Source organism: Microbacterium galbum, assembly GCF_032464915.1.
Classification (GTDB): domain Bacteria; phylum Actinomycetota; class Actinomycetes; order Actinomycetales; family Microbacteriaceae; genus Microbacterium; species Microbacterium galbum.
In genome coordinates this window covers 561,353-581,317 of the sequence record NZ_JAWDIS010000003.1, presented here as the reverse complement: position 1 = coordinate 581,317, position 19,965 = coordinate 561,353, and the positions used below count along the sequence as shown (strand labels likewise).

Sequence of the window (19,965 nt, the reverse complement as noted above, 5' to 3'; positions counted from 1 at the left end):
CGGGTCGACGGGGGTGGGGTTGTCGCGGGGCGGCTGGGGGGCGGTGACGAACGCGCGGTCAGTGGCGGTGGCGGGCGGCGGAGGCGCGCAGCGACTGGATCGCGCGGTCGGGGTCGTCGGCGCCGAACACCGCGGAACCCGCGACGAACGTGTCGGCCCCGGCCTCGGCGGCCTGGGCGATCGTCGCTTCGCCGATGCCCCCGTCGACCTGCAGCCAGACGCTCGACCCGCGTCGTTTCGCCTCGTCGGCCAGGGCACGCAGCTTCGGCATCGTCTCGGGCATGAACGATTGGCCGCCGAACCCCGGCTCGACGGTCATGACGAGGATCTGGTCGAACTCGTTGAGCGAATCGAACAGGTTCTCGACCGGCGTGCCGGGCTTGACGGCGACGCCCGCGCGCGCACCGATCGCGCGCAGCTGGCGGGCGAGGGCGACCGGGGATGCCGCCGCCTCGAGATGGAAGGTGACGGATGCCGCACCGAGCTCGGCGTACGCGGGAGCCCAGCGGTCGGGGTCGTCGATCATGAGGTGCACGTCCAGCGGCACGGGGCTCGTCTCCTGGATGCGACCGACCATCTGCGGACCGAAGGTGAGATTCGGCACGAAGTGGTTGTCCATCACGTCGACGTGCACGAAGTCGGCTCCCGCGATGCGCGCGAGCTCGGCCTCCATGTTCACGAAGTCGGCGGCCAGGATGCTCGGGTTGATGCGCGGGGCGTCGGTAGGCACCCGACCATTATGGGCGTGTGACCCTGCGCGTGCCGGTTCCGTCGATGCCCGGCTCCATAAACGGCATTCGTGCTCAGAAACGCGCTGCGGGAGCGTTTCCGGGCACGGATGCCGTTTATGCGTGCGTGGAGGCGGGGCGCGGCGCGGCGCGCGGGCGCGTCAGCGCTTGCGGAGGAGGGCGATCGACATGGCATCCGTGCCGTGGCGGTGCGGCCACAGTTGAGCGCGGAGCGAGCCGTCGGCCTGCTCCGGCAGGTCGATGTCGTCGACCGCCACGGCGCGCACGACGGCGCGGGCGTCGAGCTCCTCCGCCGCGTCGCCGAGCGTCCGCGTCACCTCGGCCAGCACTCCGGAGGTCTCGGCCAGGTGCGGGGAGCACGTGACGTACGCCAGCACCCCGCCCGGCTTCAGGGCCTCGAACGCCGCGAGCACGAGCTCGCGCTGCAGCTCGGTGAGATCGGGCACGTCGGCCGGCGTCTTGCGCCAGCGCGCCTCGGGCCGTCGGCGCAGGGCTCCGATCCCGGTGCAGGGGGCGTCGACGAGGATGCGGTCGTATTCCCCCGCCGCGCGGGCCGCGCGCTCGCGCCCGTCCTCCTCGCTCACCTCGACCTCGAGGGGGACGGATGCCACGGCCTGCCGCACGAGTCCCGCTCGCGCCGGCGCGATCTCGTTGGCATCCAGTCGGGCCCCGTGGGCGAGGGCCTCCGCGGCCAGCAGGGCGGTCTTGCCTCCGGGGCCGGCGCACAGGTCGAGCCAGCGCTCCCCCTCGCGCACGGGCAGCGCCCGGCTGAGCGCCAGGGCGGCGAGCTGCGAGCCCTCGTCCTGCACGCGGACACGTCCGCCCGTCTCGCGGATCAGGTGCTCGGGGTCGCCCCCGCGCGTGGTGAACGCCGTCGGCGCGAAGCGCGCGGGGGTGGCGTCGTCGGGGACCTCGGCGAGGCCCGGGAGGGCGATCATCGCCACGCGCGGAGCGACGTTGTCGGCCTCGAGCAGTCCGGGGAGCTCATCCGCGCGTCCCTCGGCGGTCAGAGCGCGACGCAGGGCCCGCACGATCCACACCGGGTGCGAGGTCGTCAGGCCGATGCGCTCGTCGTCGCTGCGCGCCCCCTCGGCGACGCGCTCCATCCAGTGCCCCGGGTTGTCGCGCGACACGCGACGCAGCACGGCGTTGGCGAACCCGGCGGCACCGCGCCCGCCCCCGTTCCGGCGGGCGAGCTCGACCGACTCGTTGACCGCCGCGTGCGAGGCGACGCGCGTCGACAGCAGTTGATGGACGCCGAGGCGGAGCGCATCGAGGACGGCGGGATCGATGCGGTCGACCGTGCGATCGGCGGCGATCGCGATGATCGCGTCGTACGTGCCGCGACGGCGGAGGGTGCCGTACGTCAGCTCGGTCGCGAGGCCGGCGTCCTTGGCATCCAGACCCTGCCGGGCGATCGCGTGCGGCAGCAGCAGATTGGCGTAGGCCTCGTCTCCCGAGACGGCCCGCAGCACCTCGTAGGCCGCCGCGCGTGCTCCCTGAACGCTCATGCGCCCAGCACCGGCTGGTCGGTGCGCAGGCCTCGGAACCAGTCGCCCGCGTTCATCGCGCCCTTGCCGGCCGGCTGAACCGTCTCGAGACGCAGCGGCGAAGTGCCCGTGCCCACGACGACCTCTTTGCCGGATGCCGTGACCCGGCCGGGCGGAAGGGGCGGTGCGTCCGACGCCGACGCGCGCAGCACCTTGAATCGGGCGCCGTCGAACGTGGTGTGGGCCCCGGGCTCGGGGGTGACGCCCGCGATCTGGTGCAGGAGCGAGGCTGCGTCGCGGGTGAGATCGAGGGCGCCGTCGTCGAGGGTGAGCTTCGGGGCGAGGGTGGGCTCGCCCTCCTGCGGGGCCGCGACGGCGGTGCCGTCGGCGATCCCGTCGACGACGCGCGCGAGCAGAGGAGCGCCGATGTCGGCGAGGGCGTCCAGGAGGTCCGCCGAGGTCGCCCCCGACGGGACCTCGTACCGCTCCTCGGCGAAGACGTCGCCGGCGTCGAGGGCGGCGACGAGCTGGAACACGCTGGCTCCCGTGACGGCGTCGCCCGCGATGAGCGCGCGCTGCACGGGGGCGGCTCCACGCCAGCGCGGCAGCAGCGAGAAGTGCAGGTTGATCCAGCCGCGATCGGGGGTCGAGAGCAGCGGCTCGCGCACGAGACCGCCATAGGCGACGATCACGCCGAGGTGCGGCTCGAGCGCGGCGATGCGGGCCGTGGCGTCGGCGTCGAGGCGATCGGCCTTGATGACGGGCAGGCCGAGCTCGTCGGCGGCCTGGGCGACCGGCGACGGCGTCAGGACGCGCTTTCGTCCGAGCGGGGCGTCGCTGCGCGTGACGACCGCGGCGATCTCATGGGGACCGGATGCCAGGGCGCGGAGCGACGGGACGGCGACGGCGGGGGTGCCGGCGAAGACGAGGCGCATGGTTCTCCTCAGACTCTCGGAAGCGGGCGGATGGGTGGGGGCGCGCTCAGAGGTCGGGCTCGGGGATGTCGAGGCGGACTCTGAGCGTACTGCGCGGGCGGGGACCGCGATCTTTGCGCGACTTGCGCGCCCGCAGCGCGTCGGCGATGACTCCCGCGCGCAGCGCCTCCGCGACCGCGCGGCCGTGGGCGTAGTCGAAGCGCACGAGCGCGCGGGCCGTCGCGGTGTCGGGGTCTGTCGAGGTGTCGACCGGCCCCAGGACGGCGAGGGCGTCGAGATCGGGCACCGTCTCACGGAGGGAGGCGAGGAGCGTGTCGACGCTCCGAGCGTGTCCGTCGACGCTCGCCACGCGGACGGCCGGGGGCATCCGCAGCGGCGCGCGGTCCGCGAGCTCGGCGCGGGCGTAGGCCGGCTGCGTCCAGGTCGCGAGCGCCCGCGCGACGGGCCCGGCGACGCCGACGAGGTGAACGGGCGCGCCGGGCGCGGCGAGGGCCGCGGCGTTCGACCACCAGCGCAGGCAGTGCTCCCCGATGCGCAGCGCCTCGTTCTGCAGCATGCGGTCGCCGTCGAGCAGGATCACGGCGCGGTACCCGCCGCGCGCGAGCGGTTCGGCGCCGCGCGTCGCGATCACCAGGGCCGGGGCGGCATCCACCTCGGCGACCTGGTGCGCGCCGTCGGCGACGATCACCCGTGTGTTCGGGAAGGCCCGGCCGAGCTCATCGGCCGTGCGCTCGCTGCCCGAAGAGGCCATGCGCAGTTTGACCGACCCGCAGTGGCCGCACGACCACGCGTGCGCGCTGCGGCCGCACCACGCGCACACCGGCGTCGCCCCGGGGCGGGCGGCGCGGAGGGGACCCGCGCAGTGCGGGCACCGCGCGGGCCGGCGGCAGTCGGCGCACACGAGCGACGGCGCGTAGCCCGGACGCGCGACCTGCACGAGCACCGGTCCGTGCTGCAGGGCTTCGCGCGCGGCGGCGAAGGCCGAGGACGGGACGCGGGACTGCCGCTGCTCGCCCTCGCGCGTCGCACTCAGCACCACACGGGGGCTGGGGCGTCGTGCCTGGGGCACCTCGCGCACGTAGCCGACGTCGACCAGTCGCTGAACGTCGGAGGTGCGCGTGTGTCCGGCGAATACGAGCGCCGAGTGCTCGATCTCCTGTCGCACGAGGGCGGCGTCGCGCGCGTGCACGCCCGGCGAGAGCGGTTCGGCGAGCAGCGAATCGCCGTCGTCCCACAGCGCGACCAGGCCCGTGTCGTGCGCGGGGGCGTACACCGCCGAGCGACGTCCGACGACGATGCACGGGACGGGGGCGAGGGTGCGCAGATACTGCCCGTAGCGCGCGGGACCCGACTGGTCGGCGTCGTCGCGGACGATCGCCTCCGCGGGCACGAGCTCGGCCAGGGCCGCCAGCAGCTGTGCTTGGTCGCGGTAGTCGGGCACGATCAGCACAGCGCTCCGGCCGCGTGCCAGCGTGCGCGTCGCGGCGGCGGCGAGGAGGTCGGCCCAGGCGCCGCGTGGCAGCTCGGGGTGCGGGTGCGGCGGGGCGTCGACCGCGAGGCGCTCGCCCGCGTCGAGGGCGGCGCCGAGGCCGGGATACGCGCCGAGGACGCTGTCGGCGTGGTCGCGCGCGGCGGGGACGACGTCGGGCGTCTCGGGTGCGGGGGCCGCCGCCCACGCCTTCTCGGCGCGGACCATGCGCTTGGGCACGGCCAGACGCAGGATGTCGCTGACCGAACCCGCCGCGCGATCGGCGACGCGCCGAGCGAGCGTGTACAGGCGTGCCGGCAGCACGGGCGTCGTGGACACGACCGCCTCGACGGAGGAGAGCGGACGTTCGGTGCCGTCGTCGGCGACGACCTCGACGACGAACGCCTCCATCATGCGACCGGCGGACCGCAGGGGCACCTTGACCCGCACCCCCGGTGCCACGTCGGCGACGAGGGGGTGCGGGATGGCGTAGTCGAACAGGCGGTCGAGTTGAGGGACGGGCGACTCGAGCTGCACGCGCGCGACGCGGCGCTCGCTCATGAGCGCGCATCCTCGCCGCGGGCCCGCTCAGCAGCCGGGCGGCCGGCAGCGGCCGCGTCACCGCGCGAGCCTCCCTGGCACGCACCCTCGACGCGGGCGGGGTGCTCTCCCCCACCCACCGTCAGAGTCCGGCGGAGGTGCGCAGCTCGTCGACGCGGTCGGTGCGCTCCCACGTGAAGTCGGAGAGCTCGCGGCCGAAGTGGCCGTAGGTCGCCGTCTGCGCGTAGATCGGACGCAGCAGGTCGAGCTGCTCGACGATCGCGGCAGGTCGCAGGTCGAACACGTCGCGAATGGCCCGCACGATGACGTCGTCGGCTACGTGCGCCGTTCCGAACGACTCGACGTACAGACCGACGGGGTTCGCCTTGCCGATCGCGTAGGCGACCTGCACCTCGAGACGGTCGGCCAGGCCCGCTGCCACCGCGTTCTTGGCGACCCACCGCATGGCGTAGGCCGCGGAGCGGTCGACCTTCGACGGGTCCTTTCCGCTGAAGGCGCCACCGCCGTGACGCGAGGCCCCGCCGTAGGTGTCGATGATGATCTTGCGGCCGGTGAGCCCGGCGTCGCCCTTGGGCCCTCCGATGACGAACGGTCCCGCGGGGTTGATGTAGTACTTCACGTCGGGCAGCTCGAGACCCGTCTCGGCCAGCACCGGGTCGATGACCGCCGCCTGCACCTCGGCGCGCAGGTCTTCCTGCGAGATGTCGGGGTGGTGCTGCGTGGAGAGCACGACCGAGTCGACGGTGCGCGGGGTGAAGCCGTCGTAGCCGAGGGTCACCTGCGTCTTGCCGTCGGGGCGGAGGAAGGGCAGCGCGCCGCTCTTGCGGACGGATGCCAGGCGCTCGGCGATGCGGTGGGCGGTCCACGCGGCCATCGGCATGAGCTGGGGCGTCTCGTTCGTGGCGAAGCCGAACATGATGCCCTGGTCACCCGCGCCCTGGAGATCACGGGGGTCGACGGAGCCGCGCTCGCGCTGCTCGAACGCCTTGTTGACGCCCGCGGCGATATCGGACGACTGCGCGCCGATCGACACGCTGACCCCGCACGACTCCCCGTCAAAGCCGGTGTCGCTCGAGGTGTAGCCGATGCGATTGACCACGTCGCGCACGATCGCGGGGATCTCGACGTAGGCGCTCGTCGACACCTCGCCGGCGACGTGCACGAGCCCCGTCGTGACGAGGGTCTCGACGGCCACGCGACCGGTGGGGTCGTCGGTGAGGATGGCGTCGAGGATGCTGTCGGAGATCTGGTCGCAGATCTTGTCGGGGTGTCCTTCGGTGACGGACTCGGACGTGAACAGGCGCAGGTCGGTCAAGACGACTCCGGGGTGGTTGCGAGCGGGGAACGGGCACAAGTATGCCCCGGGCGGCGCCAGGCCGCCCGGGGCATCGTCACATCTGTGAACAGATCACTCGGCGGCGCGAAGGCGCAGCTTGTCCTCGTGGATCTCGTGCAGAGCGATCGTCAGCGGCTTGTCTTCGACGGTGGAGTCGACGAGCGGGCCGACGTTGTCGAAGAGGTTGCCCTCGTGCAGGTCGGAGTAGTAGTCGTTGATCTGACGCGCGCGCTTGGACGCGTAGATGACGAGCTGGTACTTCGAGTCGACCTTGTCGAGCAGAGCGTCGATGGGCGGGTCGATGATGCCCTTGTCACGTCCGGCCATGGGGAACCTCCTGGTTCGGCGGATGGGGTGGATGCGGCGCTGGAGCGCCGAAGCATCCTCTTATTCTAGCCGACGCCCGCGCGGCTCGTGCCGAGGGCGGTCGGGTGGGTCGGGCTCGCGGGTTCGGGACGGGTCACGCCGTCCGGGGCGGATCTTCCACGCCCGGATGACGGGAATCCGCCGCGAACCCGGTTCAGGCCCCGGTCAGTGCTGAGCGGCGGCGAGGGCGACGACCTGGGCGGCGGCGTGCGCCACCTCGTCGTTCACCACCCGGTAGTCGAACTCGTTCTGCGCGGCGAGCTCGACGCGGGCCGTGCGCAGGCGCCGGGCGCGCTCCTCGGCATCCTCCGTCCCCCTCCCGACCAGGCGCTGGACGAGCTCGTCCCAGCTCGGCGGCAGGAGGAACACCAGGGTCGCCGACGGGTCGGCCGCGCGCACCTGACGCGCGCCCTGCAGATCGATCTCGAGCAGGGCGGTGCCCCCCTCGGCGAGGACGCGCTCGATGGGAGCGCGCGGGGTCCCGTAGCGGTTCTTGTTGTGCACGACGGCCCACTCCAGCAGCTCCCCCGACGCGACCAGGCGGTCGAATTCCGCGTCGTCGACGAAGTAGTAGTGCTCGCCCTCGACCTCACCCGGGCGCGCGGTGCGCGTGGTCGCCGACACCGACAGGTGGATCTCCGGGTAGTTCTCCTTGATGTGCGCGGCAACCGTGCCCTTGCCGACGGCCGTGGGCCCGGCGAGCACGATGAGGCGGCTGCGTCCGTCGCGCGGCCCCGGCTCGGGCCACCGCGTGTCGAGGAAGTCGCGGAGCGCGTCGCGCTGGCGGGTGCCGAGACCGCCGAGCCGCTTCACGGGCGAGATTCCGAGGGAGGCCAGGATGCGGTCGCGCTTGCTCTCGCCGATCGCCGGGATCGCGGTGAGGAACTCGGTGACACGCATCGCCCCGGCCGGCGACAGCGGGTCGGCCAGGCCCCGGCGCAGCAGTTCCTGCGGCGAGATCACGCGGGTGGAGACGTCGCGCTTCAGCGCGGCGCGTTCGCGCCGCGCTTCGACGGCTCGGCGCGAGGCGGCGGCGCGGTCGACCTCGGGCGGACGACGGGTTTCAGCCATGCAGGGACTCCCGGTAGAGCGCGGCGCGCTCGTCGATGCGGGCGGCGAGGCGTTCGGGCCCGACCGCGAGGATGCTTCGGCTCTCGTTGGCGACGACGGCCGAGGCCACGTATCCGAAGAGTCGGCCGAGGTCGGCGGGCGCGGCTCCCTGAGCGCCGAAGCCGGGCGCGAGGATCGGCATGCCCGCGAGGGCCACGTCGCCGAGACCGAAGGCCGCACGGTCGACGGTGGCCCCCACCACGACTCCGACGGGACCGAGGGCGCCGGGGGCGCCGACATTGGCCTCGTTGACGTCGCGGGCGACCCGCGCCGCCACGTGCTCGTGGTCGCCGATGGCGAGGGCGTCGTCGACGATCGCGCTCTGCAGCGCGAGGGCCTCGGGGTTGCTCGTCGCGGTGAGGACGAACGCCCCCTTGCCGTGGCGCACCGCGAGGGACAGCGTGTCGCGCAGCGAGTCGGCACCCATGTAGGGCGTCAGCGTCACGGCATCCGCTTCGAGGGGAGAACCGGGCTCGAGCCACGCGTGGGCGTAGCCCTCCATCGTCGTGCCGATGTCACCGCGCTTGGCGTCGGCGATCACGATGAGCCCCGCGTCGCGGGCGGCGGCCATGACGTCCTCGAGGGCGGCGAAGCCGCGGGAGCCGTAGCGCTCGTAGAACGCCACCTGCGGCTTGACCACGCCGACCCTCCCCCGCGCGGCCTCGACCGTGCGCAGGCCGAACTCCCGCGCGCCCTCGGCCGTGGCATCCAGCCCCCACGCCGACAGGAGGGCGGCGTGGGGGTCGATGCCGACGCACAGGGCGCCGTGCAGGTCGAGGGCGGCGTGAAGGCGCTGACCGAACGTGTCGCTCACAGGCGTCCCGCGCGGTCGGTGGCGTGCTCCTGGAGGCTGCGCACCGCGAAGCCGTCCTTCATGGCGCCGAGAGCGCTCACCGCGGCGCCGAGGACGGCCATCGTGGTGAACAGCGCCTTGTCGGCGGCCACGGCGGCGGCGCGGATCTCGTAGCCGTCGGCGCGCGCGGTGCCGCCGGAGGGCGTGTTGACGATCATGTCGATCTCGCCGGCGTTGATCAGGTCGACCACGTTCTGCTGGCCGGAGCCCTGCGTCTCGGAGTACTTCTCGACGACCTTCACCCGGATGCCGTTGCGCGCGAGGATCTCGGCCGTGCCCTCGGTCGCCATGAGCTGGAAGCCGAGCTCCTGGAGGCGGTGGGCGGGCAGGATGACGGCGCGCTTGTCGGCGTCGGCGACTGAGATGAACACGGTGCCCGAGGTCGGCATGCCGCCGTACGCGGCCTCCTGCGACTTCGCGAACGCGGTCGGGAAGTCGCGGTCGATGCCCATGACCTCGCCCGTCGAACGCATCTCGGGTCCGAGGACCGAGTCGACGGTGTGCCCGTCGGCGGTGCGGAACCGCTTGAACGGCAGCACGGCCTCCTTGACGGCGACCGGCGCATCGAGCGGCACGCGCGAGCCGTCCTGTTCGGGCAGCAGTCCCTCGGCAATGAGCTCGGCGATGGTGTTACCGGCCATGATGCGGCTGGCGGCCTTCGCGAGCGGGATGCCGAGTGCCTTCGAGACGAACGGCACCGTGCGGCTCGCGCGGGGGTTCGCCTCGATGACGTAGAGGACTCCCGCCGAGATCGCGAACTGCACGTTGAGCAGGCCGCGGACGCCGACGCCCTTCGCGATCGCGAGCGTCGCCTCGCGGACGCGGTCGACCTCGGTGCGGCCGAGCGAGACGGGCGGCAGCGTGCAGGAGGAATCGCCGGAGTGGATGCCGGCCTCCTCGAGGTGCTCCATGACGCCGCCGATGTACAGGTCGGTGCCGTCGTACAGCGCGTCGACGTCGAGCTCGATCGCGTCGTCGAGGAAGCGGTCGACCAGGAGCGGCAGGCCGGGTCCGATGATCGCCTGATCGGCCACGCGCACGAAGTAGTCGCGCAGCGCCTCGGTCGAGTAGACGATCTCCATGCCGCGTCCGCCGAGCACGAAGCTCGGGCGCACGAGCACGGGGTAGCCGATCTCCTCGGCCACCTGCACGGCGCCCTCGACGTCGATCGCGGTGCCGTTGCGGGGTGCGACGAGGCCGGCGTCGTCGAGCAGGCGCGAGAACAGCTCGCGCTCCTCGGCGAGGTCGATCGCCTCGGGGCTGGTCCCGAGGATCGTGTAGCCCGCGGCCTCGATGCCCTTCGCGAGGCCCAGAGGTGTCTGTCCGCCGAGCTGACAGACGACGCCGAGGATCGTGCCCGACTGGCTCTCGGCGTGCAGCACCTCGAGCACGTCCTCGAGCGTCAGCGGCTCGAAGTACAGGCGGTCGGACGTGTCGTAGTCGGTCGACACGGTCTCGGGGTTGCAGTTGACCATGACGGTCTCGTAACCGGCGTCCGACAGGGCGAACGAGGCGTGCACGCACGAGTAGTCGAACTCGACGCCCTGGCCGATGCGGTTGGGGCCCGAGCCGATGATGACGACCTTCGTGCGGTCGGAGGGGGTGACCTCGGTCTCGGCGTCGTACGAGGAGTAGTGGTACGGCGTCAGGGCCGGGAACTCCCCCGCGCACGTGTCGACCGTCTTGTAGACCGGGCGCACGTCGAGCGCGTAGCGGGCCTCGCGCACCGCCGTCTCGTCGAGCTCGCGGATCTCGGCGATCTGGGCGTCGCTGAAACCGTGCTCCTTCGCGACGCGGAGGGTGTCGGCATCCAGCTCGTCGGCCTGCGCGATGAACTCCGCGACCTCGTTGATCAGCACCATCTGGTCGATGAACCACGGGTCGATCGCCGTGGCGTCGAACGCCTGCTCGGGCGTCGCGCCCTTGCGCAGCGCCTGCTGCAGCACAACGATGCGGCCGTCGGTCGGGGTCTTCGCGATCTCGAGCAGCTCCTCGACCGAGCGGGACTCCTCGCCCCAGTGGAAGCTGGAGCCGCGCTTCTCGAGCGAGCGCAGCGCCTTCTGCAGGGCCGTGGAGTAGTTGCGGCCGATCGCCATCGCCTCGCCGACCGACTTCATGGTGGTCGTCAGCGTGGTGTCGGCGGCGGGGAACTTCTCGAAGTTGAACCGCGGCACCTTGACCACGACGTAGTCGAGCGTGGGCTCGAAGCTCGCCGGGGTGACCTTGGTGATGTCGTTGGGGATCTCATCGAGCCGGTAGCCGATGGCGAGCTTGGCCGCGATCTTGGCGATCGGGAAGCCCGTCGCCTTCGACGCGAGCGCGCTCGACCGCGACACGCGCGGGTTCATCTCGATGACGATGATGCGGCCGGTCTGGGGGTCGACGGCGAACTGGATGTTGCAGCCACCGGTGTCGACGCCCACCGCGCGGATGATGTCGATGCCGATGTCGCGCAGGCGCTGGTACTCGCGGTCGGTCAGGGTGAGCGCGGGAGCCACCGTGATCGAGTCGCCCGTGTGCACGCCGACCGGGTCGACGTTCTCGATCGAGCAGACGACCACCGTGTTGTCGGCGGTGTCGCGCATGAGCTCGAGCTCGTACTCCTTCCACCCGAGGATCGACTCCTCGAGCAGCACCTCGTTGGTGGGCGAGTCGTGCAGGCCCGCACCGCCGATGCGGCGGAGGTCAGCCTCGTCGTACGCGAAGCCGGAGCCGAGGCCGCCCATGGTGAAGGACGGACGCACGACCAGCGGGTAGCCGAGCTTCTCGGCTCCGGCCAGCAGCTCGTCCATCGAGTGGCAGATGACGGATGCCGCGACGTCGGCGCCCGCCTCGAGCACGAGCTCCTTGAAGATCTGGCGGTCCTCACCGCGGTTGATCGCGTCGAAGTCGGCGCCGATGAGCTCGACGTCGTACTTCTCGAGGATGCCGCGCTTGTGCAGCTGGATCGCCGCGTTCAGGGCCGTCTGTCCGCCGAGGGTGGGGAGCACGGCATCCGGCTTCTCCTTGGCGATGATCGACTCGATCACCTCGGGGGTGATGGGCTCGATGTACGTCGCGTCGGCGAAGTCGGGGTCGGTCATGATCGTCGCCGGGTTGGAGTTGACGAGGATGACGCGCACGCCTTCTTCGCGCAGCACGCGGCACGCCTGGGTGCCGGAGTAGTCGAACTCGCAGGCCTGACCGATGACGATCGGGCCGGAGCCGATGACGAGGACGGAGGTGATGTCGTCGCGCTTAGGCATTGGTCTTGGTCTCCTGGGTCGCGATCACCATGTCGCGGAAGCGGTCGAACAGGTAGTTGGCGTCGTGCGGACCCGAGGCGGCCTCGGGGTGGTACTGCACGCTGAACGCGGGGATGTCGAGGGCGCGCAGACCCTCGACGACGTTGTCGTTGAGGCCGATGTGGCTCACTTCGACCCGGCCGAAGCCGTTCGGGCTGTCGATGACGGCGTCGAGCGGCGCGTCGACGGCGAAGCCGTGGTTCTGCGACGTGATCTCGACGCGGCCGGTGGTCTTGTCGAGCACGGGCTGGTTGATGCCGCGGTGTCCGAACGGCAGCTTGTAGGTGCCGAAACCGAGGGCGCGGCCCAGAAGCTGGTTGCCGAAGCAGATGCCGAAGAAGGGCAGGCCGTCGCTGAGCACCTCGCGCAGGAGCTCCACGTGCTGGTCGGATGCCGCGGGGTCGCCGGGGCCGTTCGAGTAGAACGCCGCGACCGGCTCGATCGCGCGGATCTCGTCGATCGTGGCGGACTGGGGGAACACGTGCACGTCGAAGCCGCGCGCGGCGAGGTTGTCGATGGTCGACTTCTTCACGCCCAGATCGAGCACCGCCAGGTTGCCGATGCGCTCCGCGGTCGCGGGGGTCACCTCGACCTCGGTGACCGAGACCTCGGCCGAGAGGTTGCGGCCCGCCATGCCCGGAGCCTCGCGCACGCGACGCAGCTGCTCCTCGGCATCCAGGCTCGCGGCCTCGCCGGAGAAGACGCCGCCGCGCATGCTGCCCGAGGAGCGGATGCGGCGGGTGACGGCGCGGGTGTCGATGCCCGAGATGCCCACGATGCCGTCTTCGACGAGCGCCTCGTCGAGCGAGCGGTTCGCGCGCCAGTTCGACACCATGCGCGAGGGGTCGCGCACGACGTAACCGGCGACCCAGATGCGCCGCGACTCGGGGTCTTCGTCGTTCACGCCGGTGTTGCCGATGTGGGGGGCGGTCTGCAGCACGATCTGGCCCGCGTACGAGGGGTCGGTGATCGTTTCCTGGTACCCGGTCATGCCGGTGGCGAAGACGACCTCGCCGAGGGTCTCGCCGCGTGCGCCGTAAGCGCGGCCGGTGTAGCGGGTGCCGTCTTCGAGCACGAGGACGGCCGGTTCCCGCGCGGAGAGCGCGGAAGGGATCAGGGAGGTCATGCGTCGCTTCCTGTCGAGGTGAGGGGGCGGATGGCGTCGGCCAGTGATTTGGCCGAGGCGTCCTGAGGACGGAGGTAGGTGTCGACGATCGTGTCGTCGTCGATGCGCCAGGTGACGCGCGTGAGGCCGCCTGCCTCGACCACGCGGTCGATGGCGACGGTGGCCTGGGCGGCGTCCACCAGGCGGTCACGGTTGAGCGCGATGCGGGGCTGGCCCGGGAGGTCGAGGGCGACGCCGGCCGAGGTGACCGTGACGTCGACGCGGGAGCGGAAGCCGAGGCCCTTGACAGCGAGACGCTCGAGCGGCTCGTCATGACGGGTCGTGGCGACGTAGAGCCCCGGGAACACCGCCGTCTCGACAGCGTCCGCGGGCAGCTCCCCCACCGGGGCGGAGTAGCGCGCATCGCGCCGCGTTCGTCGCCACCACGCCCACGCGAGAACCGCGAGGAGCGCGACGGCGACGCCGATCATGACGAGCAGGGCACCCTCTTTGCTCACGCGAGCACTCCCGGGGTGTCGAGAACGGAACCGTCGACGACGGTGGGGATGCCGGAGCGCACGGTCCAGCGCACCTCTCCCGGGAGCTCTCGGCCGAGGTACGGGGAGTTCTTGCTCCGGCCACGCAGGTCGTCGAGCACGAACGTGCGCGAGGGGCGCGGGTCGTACAGGGTGAACGAGGCCGGCCGGCCCTCCGCGACGGAGGTGCCGTGCCCCTCGAGGCGGCCGATCCGCGCGGGGGTCTTCGACATCACCCGCGCCACGTCGGCCCAGCTGAGCAACCCGGTGTCGACCATTGCCTGCTGCACCACGCGCAGGGCGCTCTCGAGGCCCACCATGCCGTTCGCCGCGGCGGCCCACTCGCAGGCCTTCGCCTCGGTCGGGTGCGGAGCGTGATCGGTCGCCACGATGTCGATCGTGCCGTCGGCGAGGCCCTCGCGCACGGCCATGACGTCTTCCTCGCGGCGCAGCGGCGGGTTGACCTTGAACCGCGCGTCGTAGTCGCGCACGAGCTCATCGGTCAGCAGGAGGTGGTGCGGGGTGACCTCGGCGGTCACGTTCACGCCGCGCTTCTTGGCCCAGCGGATGATGTCGACCGAGCCCGCCGTGCTCAGGTGGCACACGTGCAGGCGGGAGCCCACGTGCTCGGCCAGCAGCACGTCGCGCGCGATGATCGACTCCTCGGCGACCGCGGGCCAGCCGGTGAGGCCCAGCTCGGCCGAGACGGCGCCCTCGTTCATCTGCGCGCCTTCGGTGAGGCGCGGGTCCTGCGCGTGCTGCGCGACGACGCCGTCGAAGGCCTTCACGTACTCGAGGGCTCGGCGCATGATCAGCGGGTCGAAGACACAGAACCCGTCGTCGCTGAAGACGCGGACACGCGCGCGGGAGTCGGCCATCGCGCCGAGCTCGGCGAGGCGCTCGCCCTTCTGCCCCACCGTCACGGCGCCGATCGGCTGCACGTGGACGTAGCCGGCGGCCTCGCCGAGGGCGAGCTCCTGCTCGACCACGCCGGCGGTGTCGGCGACCGGCGAGGTGTTCGGCATCGCGAAGACGGTGGTGAACCCGCCCGCCGCCGCGGCGCGCGAGCCCGTGAGGATCGTCTCGGACGCCTCGTAGCCGGGCTCGCGCAGGTGCACGTGCAGGTCGACGAGACCCGGGAGGGCGATGAGCCCGTCGGCGTCGACGACCGTGGCGCCCGCGTGCGAGAGGCCGGAGCCGGTCTCGGCGATGACGCCGTCCTTCACGAGGAGGTCGGTGGCATCCTGACCCTCGACGCGTGCGCCGCGCACCAGAAGGGTCTGGGGGGTGGCGTGGCTCATCGGAGGTCCTCTCTCTCGCTGTCGGGCCGCTCGCCCGCCAGCAGCAGGTACAGCACGGCCATCCGCACGGAGACACCGTTCGTGACCTGCTCGAGCACCGTCGAGCGCGGGGAATCGGCGGCTTCGGCGGAGATCTCCAGGCCCCGGTTCATCGGACCGGGGTGTAGAACGATGCTACCGCCCGGGAGGGCCTGCAGACGCCGCGCGTCGAGACCGTACCGGCGGGAATACTCCCGTTCAGTCGGGAAATACGCAGCCGACATGCGCTCGAGCTGGATGCGGAGCATCATGAGCGCGTCGGGTCCGGCCGCGATCGCGTGGTCGAGGTCGTAGTCCACCTCGACGGGCCAGCCGCTGACGTCCTGGGGCACGAGCGTCGGCGGGGCGACCAGCGTGACGTGCGCGCCGAGGGTGTGCAGCAGCCATACGTTCGAGCGGGCGACGCGCGAGTGCAGCACGTCGCCGACGATCGTGACCCGGATGCCGTCGAGGTCGCGGCCGCGGCTGTCGTCGCCGTGCAGGCGCTTGCGGATGGTGAACGCGTCCAGCAGTGCCTGAGTGGGATGCTCGTGCGTGCCGTCGCCCGCGTTGACCACGCCCGCGCTGATCCAGCCGCTGGTGGCGAGCGTGCGGGGTGCGCCGGAGGCTCCGTGGCGGATGACGACGGCATCCGCCCCCATCGCCTGCAGCGTCTGCGCGGTGTCCTGCAGCGATTCGCCCTTGCTGACGCTAGAGCCCTTCGCCGAGAAGTTGATGACGTCGGCGGAAAGACGCTTGGCCGCGGCCTCGAACGAGATGCGGGTGCGCGTGGAGTCCTCGAAGAAGAGGTTGACGACCGTCTTGCCGCGCAGCGTCGGGAGCTTCTTGATCTCGCGGCGCTGGGTGTCGGCCATGTCCTCGGCGACGTCGAGGATCTCGAGCGCGTCGGCGCGGGAGAGGTGCTGGGTGTCGAGGAGGTGCCTCATGACTCGATCGTCACCTCCTCGACGCCGTCGATCTCGGCGAGACGCACGTTGACCCGCTCGTCGCGAGCGCTCGGGAGGTTCTTGCCGACGAAGTCGGGGCGGATCGGCAGCTCGCGGTGGCCGCGGTCGATCAGCGTCGCCAGGCGCACCGCGGCGGGGCGTCCGATGTCCTGCAGGGCGTCGAGGGCGGCGCGGATGCTCCGCCCCGAGAACAGCACGTCGTCGATGAGCACGACGGTCTTGCCGTCGATGCCGCCGGCGGGGATCTCGGTCTTGCGCGGGGCCCGCGTGGGGTTGCGGTGCAGATCGTCGCGGTACATCGTCACGTCGAGGGATCCGACCGGGATGGCCGCTCCCCCGAACTCGCTGACGAGGGGGCCGATCCGGTTCGCGAGCGTGACGCCGCGGGTCGGGATGCCGAGGAGGACGAGTCCTTCCGGTCCTTTGTTGGACTCCAGGATCTCGTGCGAGATGCGCGTCAAAGCGCGGGCGATATCGGCATCGTGCATGACGGTGCGCGTATTCATCCGCCGCTCCCTTCTCCGCCTCACGGGACGGGGTTAAAGGTTGCTGTGGTTCGCCGACCAGCTTAGCGGGTGGGCGGGGTGGTTTCCGTGGTCGCACGGGACGGTGTCACCGCGCGGTGCCACCGATCGCGGCGAAAACGCGGGACGGTGACGAGTCGGCGCGTCGGTTCGTGCGTGTTCGTCGGGATGATGTGGTCTCGCGCGGTGTCGTCGGACCGGGATCCCGACAGGCGTCAGCCCGCGGCGACCTCGGCGGCGGCGCGCTCTCCGCTCGGGGTGGTGCGCACGCGCGACGAGCGGATGGGATGCCCCGTCGTCGTCAGGCAGCGACCCGTCTCCAGGTCCCACTTCCAGTCGTGCAGCGAGCACGTCAGCACGCCGTCCTCGATCTTGCCGGTCTTCGTCAGGTCGGCGCGCAGGTGCGGGCAGCGACGCTGCACGGTCCAGTCGCCGATCTCGGCATCCTCGGTCTGGTCCGACTGCTCGGCGTACCAGTTCTCGACGTACTCGATGCGGTCGCGAGAGAGGCACTTGAGGAACGTCGTGAGGAACTCGTTGAACTTGCCCGAGCGACCGACCTCGAACTGCATCGACAGGAAGATCGAGTTCGACCAGTCGATCTCGTGGTCGCGGATGTTCGTGGAGACGAGGTCGGCGGGGATGGTGTACCAGTAGATGCACTCCTCCCCCGCGTACTCGCGCAGCTTCGCCTTGGGGAAGTCCACGACCATGTCGAGCTCACCGATGCGGAAGCGCACCATGCCGCCCACGCCGTTGCGGATCGTGCGGGCGCGACGCAGCAGCGGCTCCCACCACTCCTTGAGGGCGGCGAGCATCTCGGCCGGCGGGATGATGTCCGCGCGGGTCGCCTCTTCGGCCCGCACCTCGGCCTGGCGGCTGTCGCGCTGCTCGGCGAGGTAGTTCCACTTGTCGCCGAAGACGCGCTCGATCTCGGCATCCGTGTACAGCGTCTGCGTCACCGTGACGTCGGAGCCCTGCACCTCGACCTCGGTGCCGGGAAGGAACAGATAGCCCTTCTGGTCGGGGCGCTGCTCCTTCATGTGCGCGAGGAACTCGCGCTGGTCGGTGAAGATCGAGTCGTTCTCGAGGCCCGTGCCGTTGTAACGGAACAGCTCTTCGCGCAGGAACATGGGCGGGCCCGCCATCGGGAACACGTGCTCGGCGTCGACCTTGTCGATGTAGTACATCGCGCGCTTGTTCTGCGCGTCGCGCTTGAGCTGGGCGAAGTTCTGCTTGGCATCCTGGGGAAGGTCGTAGACCATCGGCCACCAGATCGCGCCCGAGACCTGGGTGAAGTACGCGTCGGGCTTGCCGAAGTCGAACAGCTTCTCGAGATCCAGCGGGTGGGAGTCGTTCTGATTGAGGACCGAGGCGGTGCCGTCGTCGAGCGAGAGCGACGAGTCGCCGATCGGACCGTCGGAGGGGGCGCGCAGCGGCGTCACCATGAGCTTCAGGTCGCCGAACTGCAAAGGCACGCCCGCTTCGGTGCGGACGAGGTTCGTGTAGCCGAGGCCGAGGAGGTCCTGCTCGAGGTCGTCGGTCGGGTACTCGGGCAGGAGCACCTTGATGTCCTTCGGCACGTACCGCTCGAGCAGAGCCGGATCGAAGTGATCGCGGTGACGGTGCGAGATGTAGAGGAAGTCCGCCTTGCCGAAGCGCTCCCAGTCGAGGGCACGGTTGTCGGGGAACGGGAACCACGAGCCGAAGAAGCTCGGACCGAGGACGGGGTCGCAGATGATGCTGCCGCCGCGCGTCTCGATGAACATTCCCGCGTGGCCGAGGCCGGTGATTCTCATGTCGCTCCTGTGTCGTGGACGGAACCTGACGAGTCTACGCGGGGGTTGCTGCGAGGCCGCGGGGTGCCGCGGCGGTTCGAGAGACGAACGGATGCCACGGCCCTCCCTCGCGGATCGCTCGCGGGTCAGCGGGCTGTGAGCGCCGTCTGGAGGAAGCGGATGTTCTCGCCGAGTACGCCCGAGGCGAGAAGTCCCGATCCCAGTGGCCCGGAGGGATCCTCCCCGAGCCGGGGAAGCAGCGACAATGCGTTTCGCGTGTCGACGTCGAGACGGGCGACCTGCCACGCGAGTTCGGCGGCCCCGCCGCGACCGGGATCGGCGAGCTCGGCGGCCTTCGCCGCGAAGGCCGCGGCGCCGAGGGCATGGGCACCCATGTGCGCAACGCCCGCCGCCTGCCCCGCCGCCCACGCGGCGGCCTTTCCCACCGCGGTGGTCGCCGACTGGGAGGCGCGTCCGGCCACGAAACGCCGGCGGATCTCCCCCGCGGCGTCCAGCTCGCCTCGCGAGAAGGCTCGCGCTCGCCGGATGCCGTCGCGCGCCCGGTCATCGAGCGGGGCCTCCGCCTCGAACAGGGGGAGAACCCGCTCGGCGCAGTCGGCCGCCCACGCCGCCACCCTTCGTCGGTCGTTCTCGCTGAGCGATTGCGGGGAGAGCACGCGAGTACCCTCTCACACACCGCGGATCGGTGCCGCGCGGTGGTACCCCGCGCCCGACCCCTTCGCACGCCCCGGAGTCACGGTCCCAACAACCCCCGGATGTCAGCCGCGTCCAACGACGCGGCGAACGCCTCGCCGTCATCGATGACCGTGTCGAAGAGGGCCGCCTTGCGGCGCTGGAGCGCGAGCACTCTCTCTTCGATCAGCATGCGCAGCAGCGTCAACGACCCAAACACGATGAATCGCTGCCGATCGCGGTCGCTGACCAGCCCGAGTTCGTCACCGGCGAGCTGTGGTGAGTCGCGACGGGTCCTAACGCCATCCCGCGTTCGTCAGTCGACGATGTCGTCGACCGGGGGCAGATCGGCGTACGCGTGAGCGACAAACGGATCGGCCGGATAGACCTCGTTCCGGCCCGCGATCAGTCGGCGCAAGGAGAATTCACCGATCGAGGCGACAGCGACGTGCACGTCTGCAGCGCGATCGACGCAGCAGGTGATCGTCACGCCCTCAACGGCGGTGGCCACGGCTGGGAACGGTCGACCGTCGACGACCACGGTCGCGGCGTTCCACCGTGTGTCGTCCTCGGCGAGCCTCAGCACCTCGTCGACGGGGGTCGCCGGTGCGAAGACGCGATAGGCCGAGAGCAGCAATGCTCCCGTGGCACGGGCTTCCGCTACCTCGTTCCACCGGGATGAGGCCACCAGCGCGGAGTCGCGCTCGGTCTTCGCCGCGAGTGTCACATCTGTGGCGGGCGCGGTCACGAGGCCGTTCCAGCCGCTCAGCCACCGCCGTGGCGGCGCTCCTCCGGCTCTGAACACCGCTTCGTACAGAGGAAAGGCGGGCGGATGGTAGCCGGGCTCAAGCGCCTCGGTGTGCGTCATGACGTCGTCCGCCTCTTCCCTC

18 protein-coding genes are annotated in these 19,965 nt (G+C 71.4%); all 18 read right to left on the bottom strand.

The window, feature by feature from the left end:
- Nucleotides 1–58: 58 nt before the first annotated feature.
- The 18 genes from rpe to RWH45_RS15475 all read right to left on the bottom strand — a co-directional run bounded on the left by rpe (nucleotide 59) and on the right by RWH45_RS15475 (nucleotide 19,943).
- The gene (rpe, locus tag RWH45_RS15560; protein ID WP_315995772.1) at nucleotides 59–730 is read right to left on the bottom strand and encodes a ribulose-phosphate 3-epimerase; all 672 of its coding nucleotides are present in this window, start codon (nucleotides 728–730) and stop codon (nucleotides 59–61) included.
- A 159-nt stretch (nucleotides 731–889) separates the two neighbouring features.
- Entirely contained in the window at nucleotides 890–2,260 is a 1,371-nt protein-coding gene (locus RWH45_RS15555; protein ID WP_315995771.1) for an RsmB/NOP family class I SAM-dependent RNA methyltransferase, read from the bottom strand.
- The gene (gene fmt / locus RWH45_RS15550) at nucleotides 2,257–3,174 is read right to left on the bottom strand and encodes a methionyl-tRNA formyltransferase (RefSeq protein ID WP_315995770.1); all 918 of its coding nucleotides are present in this window, start codon (nucleotides 3,172–3,174) and stop codon (nucleotides 2,257–2,259) included. Before fmt ends, RWH45_RS15555 begins: the two co-directional genes overlap by 4 nt.
- 46 nt (nucleotides 3,175–3,220) lie before the next feature.
- On the bottom strand, nucleotides 3,221–5,203 hold the full coding sequence (locus RWH45_RS15545; protein ID WP_315995769.1) for a primosomal protein N' family DNA-binding protein: 1,983 nt from the start codon (nucleotides 5,201–5,203) through the stop codon (nucleotides 3,221–3,223).
- A gap of 121 nt (nucleotides 5,204–5,324) precedes the next feature.
- Nucleotides 5,325–6,518: a methionine adenosyltransferase gene (gene metK / locus RWH45_RS15540; RefSeq protein WP_315995768.1), complete on the bottom strand. Its 1,194-nt coding sequence runs from the start codon at nucleotides 6,516–6,518 to the stop codon at nucleotides 5,325–5,327.
- Nucleotides 6,519–6,611: 93 nt separating this feature from the next.
- Nucleotides 6,612–6,866: a DNA-directed RNA polymerase subunit omega gene (gene rpoZ / locus RWH45_RS15535; RefSeq protein WP_055837405.1), complete on the bottom strand. Its 255-nt coding sequence runs from the start codon at nucleotides 6,864–6,866 to the stop codon at nucleotides 6,612–6,614.
- A gap of 204 nt (nucleotides 6,867–7,070) precedes the next feature.
- A complete protein-coding gene (gmk, locus tag RWH45_RS15530; RefSeq protein WP_315995767.1) occupies nucleotides 7,071–7,976 on the bottom strand; it encodes a guanylate kinase in 906 nt (301 codons plus the stop codon).
- On the bottom strand, nucleotides 7,969–8,829 hold the full coding sequence (gene pyrF, locus RWH45_RS15525) for an orotidine-5'-phosphate decarboxylase (protein WP_315995766.1): 861 nt from the start codon (nucleotides 8,827–8,829) through the stop codon (nucleotides 7,969–7,971). The genes gmk and pyrF overlap by 8 nt, the downstream gene beginning before the upstream one ends.
- Nucleotides 8,826–12,113 (bottom strand): carbamoyl-phosphate synthase large subunit, encoded by a 3,288-nt coding sequence (gene carB, locus RWH45_RS15520; protein ID WP_315995765.1) that lies wholly within the window; start codon nucleotides 12,111–12,113, stop codon nucleotides 8,826–8,828. The genes pyrF and carB overlap by 4 nt, the downstream gene beginning before the upstream one ends.
- Nucleotides 12,106–13,278, bottom strand: coding sequence for a glutamine-hydrolyzing carbamoyl-phosphate synthase small subunit (gene carA / locus RWH45_RS15515; protein ID WP_315995764.1), 1,173 nt, complete (start codon nucleotides 13,276–13,278; stop codon nucleotides 12,106–12,108). The genes carB and carA overlap by 8 nt, the downstream gene beginning before the upstream one ends.
- The gene (locus tag RWH45_RS15510; RefSeq protein ID WP_315995763.1) at nucleotides 13,275–13,775 is read right to left on the bottom strand and encodes a PH-like domain-containing protein; all 501 of its coding nucleotides are present in this window, start codon (nucleotides 13,773–13,775) and stop codon (nucleotides 13,275–13,277) included. Before RWH45_RS15510 ends, carA begins: the two co-directional genes overlap by 4 nt.
- A complete protein-coding gene (locus RWH45_RS15505) occupies nucleotides 13,772–15,094 on the bottom strand; it encodes a dihydroorotase (RefSeq protein WP_315995762.1) in 1,323 nt (440 codons plus the stop codon). Before RWH45_RS15505 ends, RWH45_RS15510 begins: the two co-directional genes overlap by 4 nt.
- Nucleotides 15,091–16,059 carry an aspartate carbamoyltransferase catalytic subunit gene (locus tag RWH45_RS15500; RefSeq protein ID WP_315995761.1) on the bottom strand — a complete coding sequence of 323 codons (969 nt, stop codon included), beginning with the start codon at nucleotides 16,057–16,059 and terminating at the stop codon, nucleotides 15,091–15,093. The genes RWH45_RS15505 and RWH45_RS15500 overlap by 4 nt, the downstream gene beginning before the upstream one ends.
- The gene (gene pyrR / locus RWH45_RS15495) at nucleotides 16,056–16,586 is read right to left on the bottom strand and encodes a bifunctional pyr operon transcriptional regulator/uracil phosphoribosyltransferase PyrR (protein WP_315995760.1); all 531 of its coding nucleotides are present in this window, start codon (nucleotides 16,584–16,586) and stop codon (nucleotides 16,056–16,058) included. Before pyrR ends, RWH45_RS15500 begins: the two co-directional genes overlap by 4 nt.
- A 233-nt stretch (nucleotides 16,587–16,819) precedes the next feature.
- Nucleotides 16,820–18,403, bottom strand: a complete 1,584-nt coding sequence (locus tag RWH45_RS15490; protein WP_315995759.1) for a Rieske 2Fe-2S domain-containing protein — start codon at nucleotides 18,401–18,403, stop codon at nucleotides 16,820–16,822.
- A gap of 125 nt (nucleotides 18,404–18,528) precedes the next feature.
- Nucleotides 18,529–19,059 (bottom strand): putative immunity protein, encoded by a 531-nt coding sequence (locus tag RWH45_RS15485; protein WP_315995758.1) that lies wholly within the window; start codon nucleotides 19,057–19,059, stop codon nucleotides 18,529–18,531.
- Nucleotides 19,060–19,136: 77 nt separating this feature from the next.
- Nucleotides 19,137–19,268 (bottom strand): hypothetical protein, encoded by a 132-nt coding sequence (locus RWH45_RS15480; protein ID WP_315995757.1) that lies wholly within the window; start codon nucleotides 19,266–19,268, stop codon nucleotides 19,137–19,139.
- A 123-nt stretch (nucleotides 19,269–19,391) separates the two neighbouring features.
- Nucleotides 19,392–19,943 carry a hypothetical protein gene (locus RWH45_RS15475; RefSeq protein ID WP_315995756.1) on the bottom strand — a complete coding sequence of 184 codons (552 nt, stop codon included), beginning with the start codon at nucleotides 19,941–19,943 and terminating at the stop codon, nucleotides 19,392–19,394.
- Between the last annotated feature and the right edge of the window lie 22 nt (nucleotides 19,944–19,965).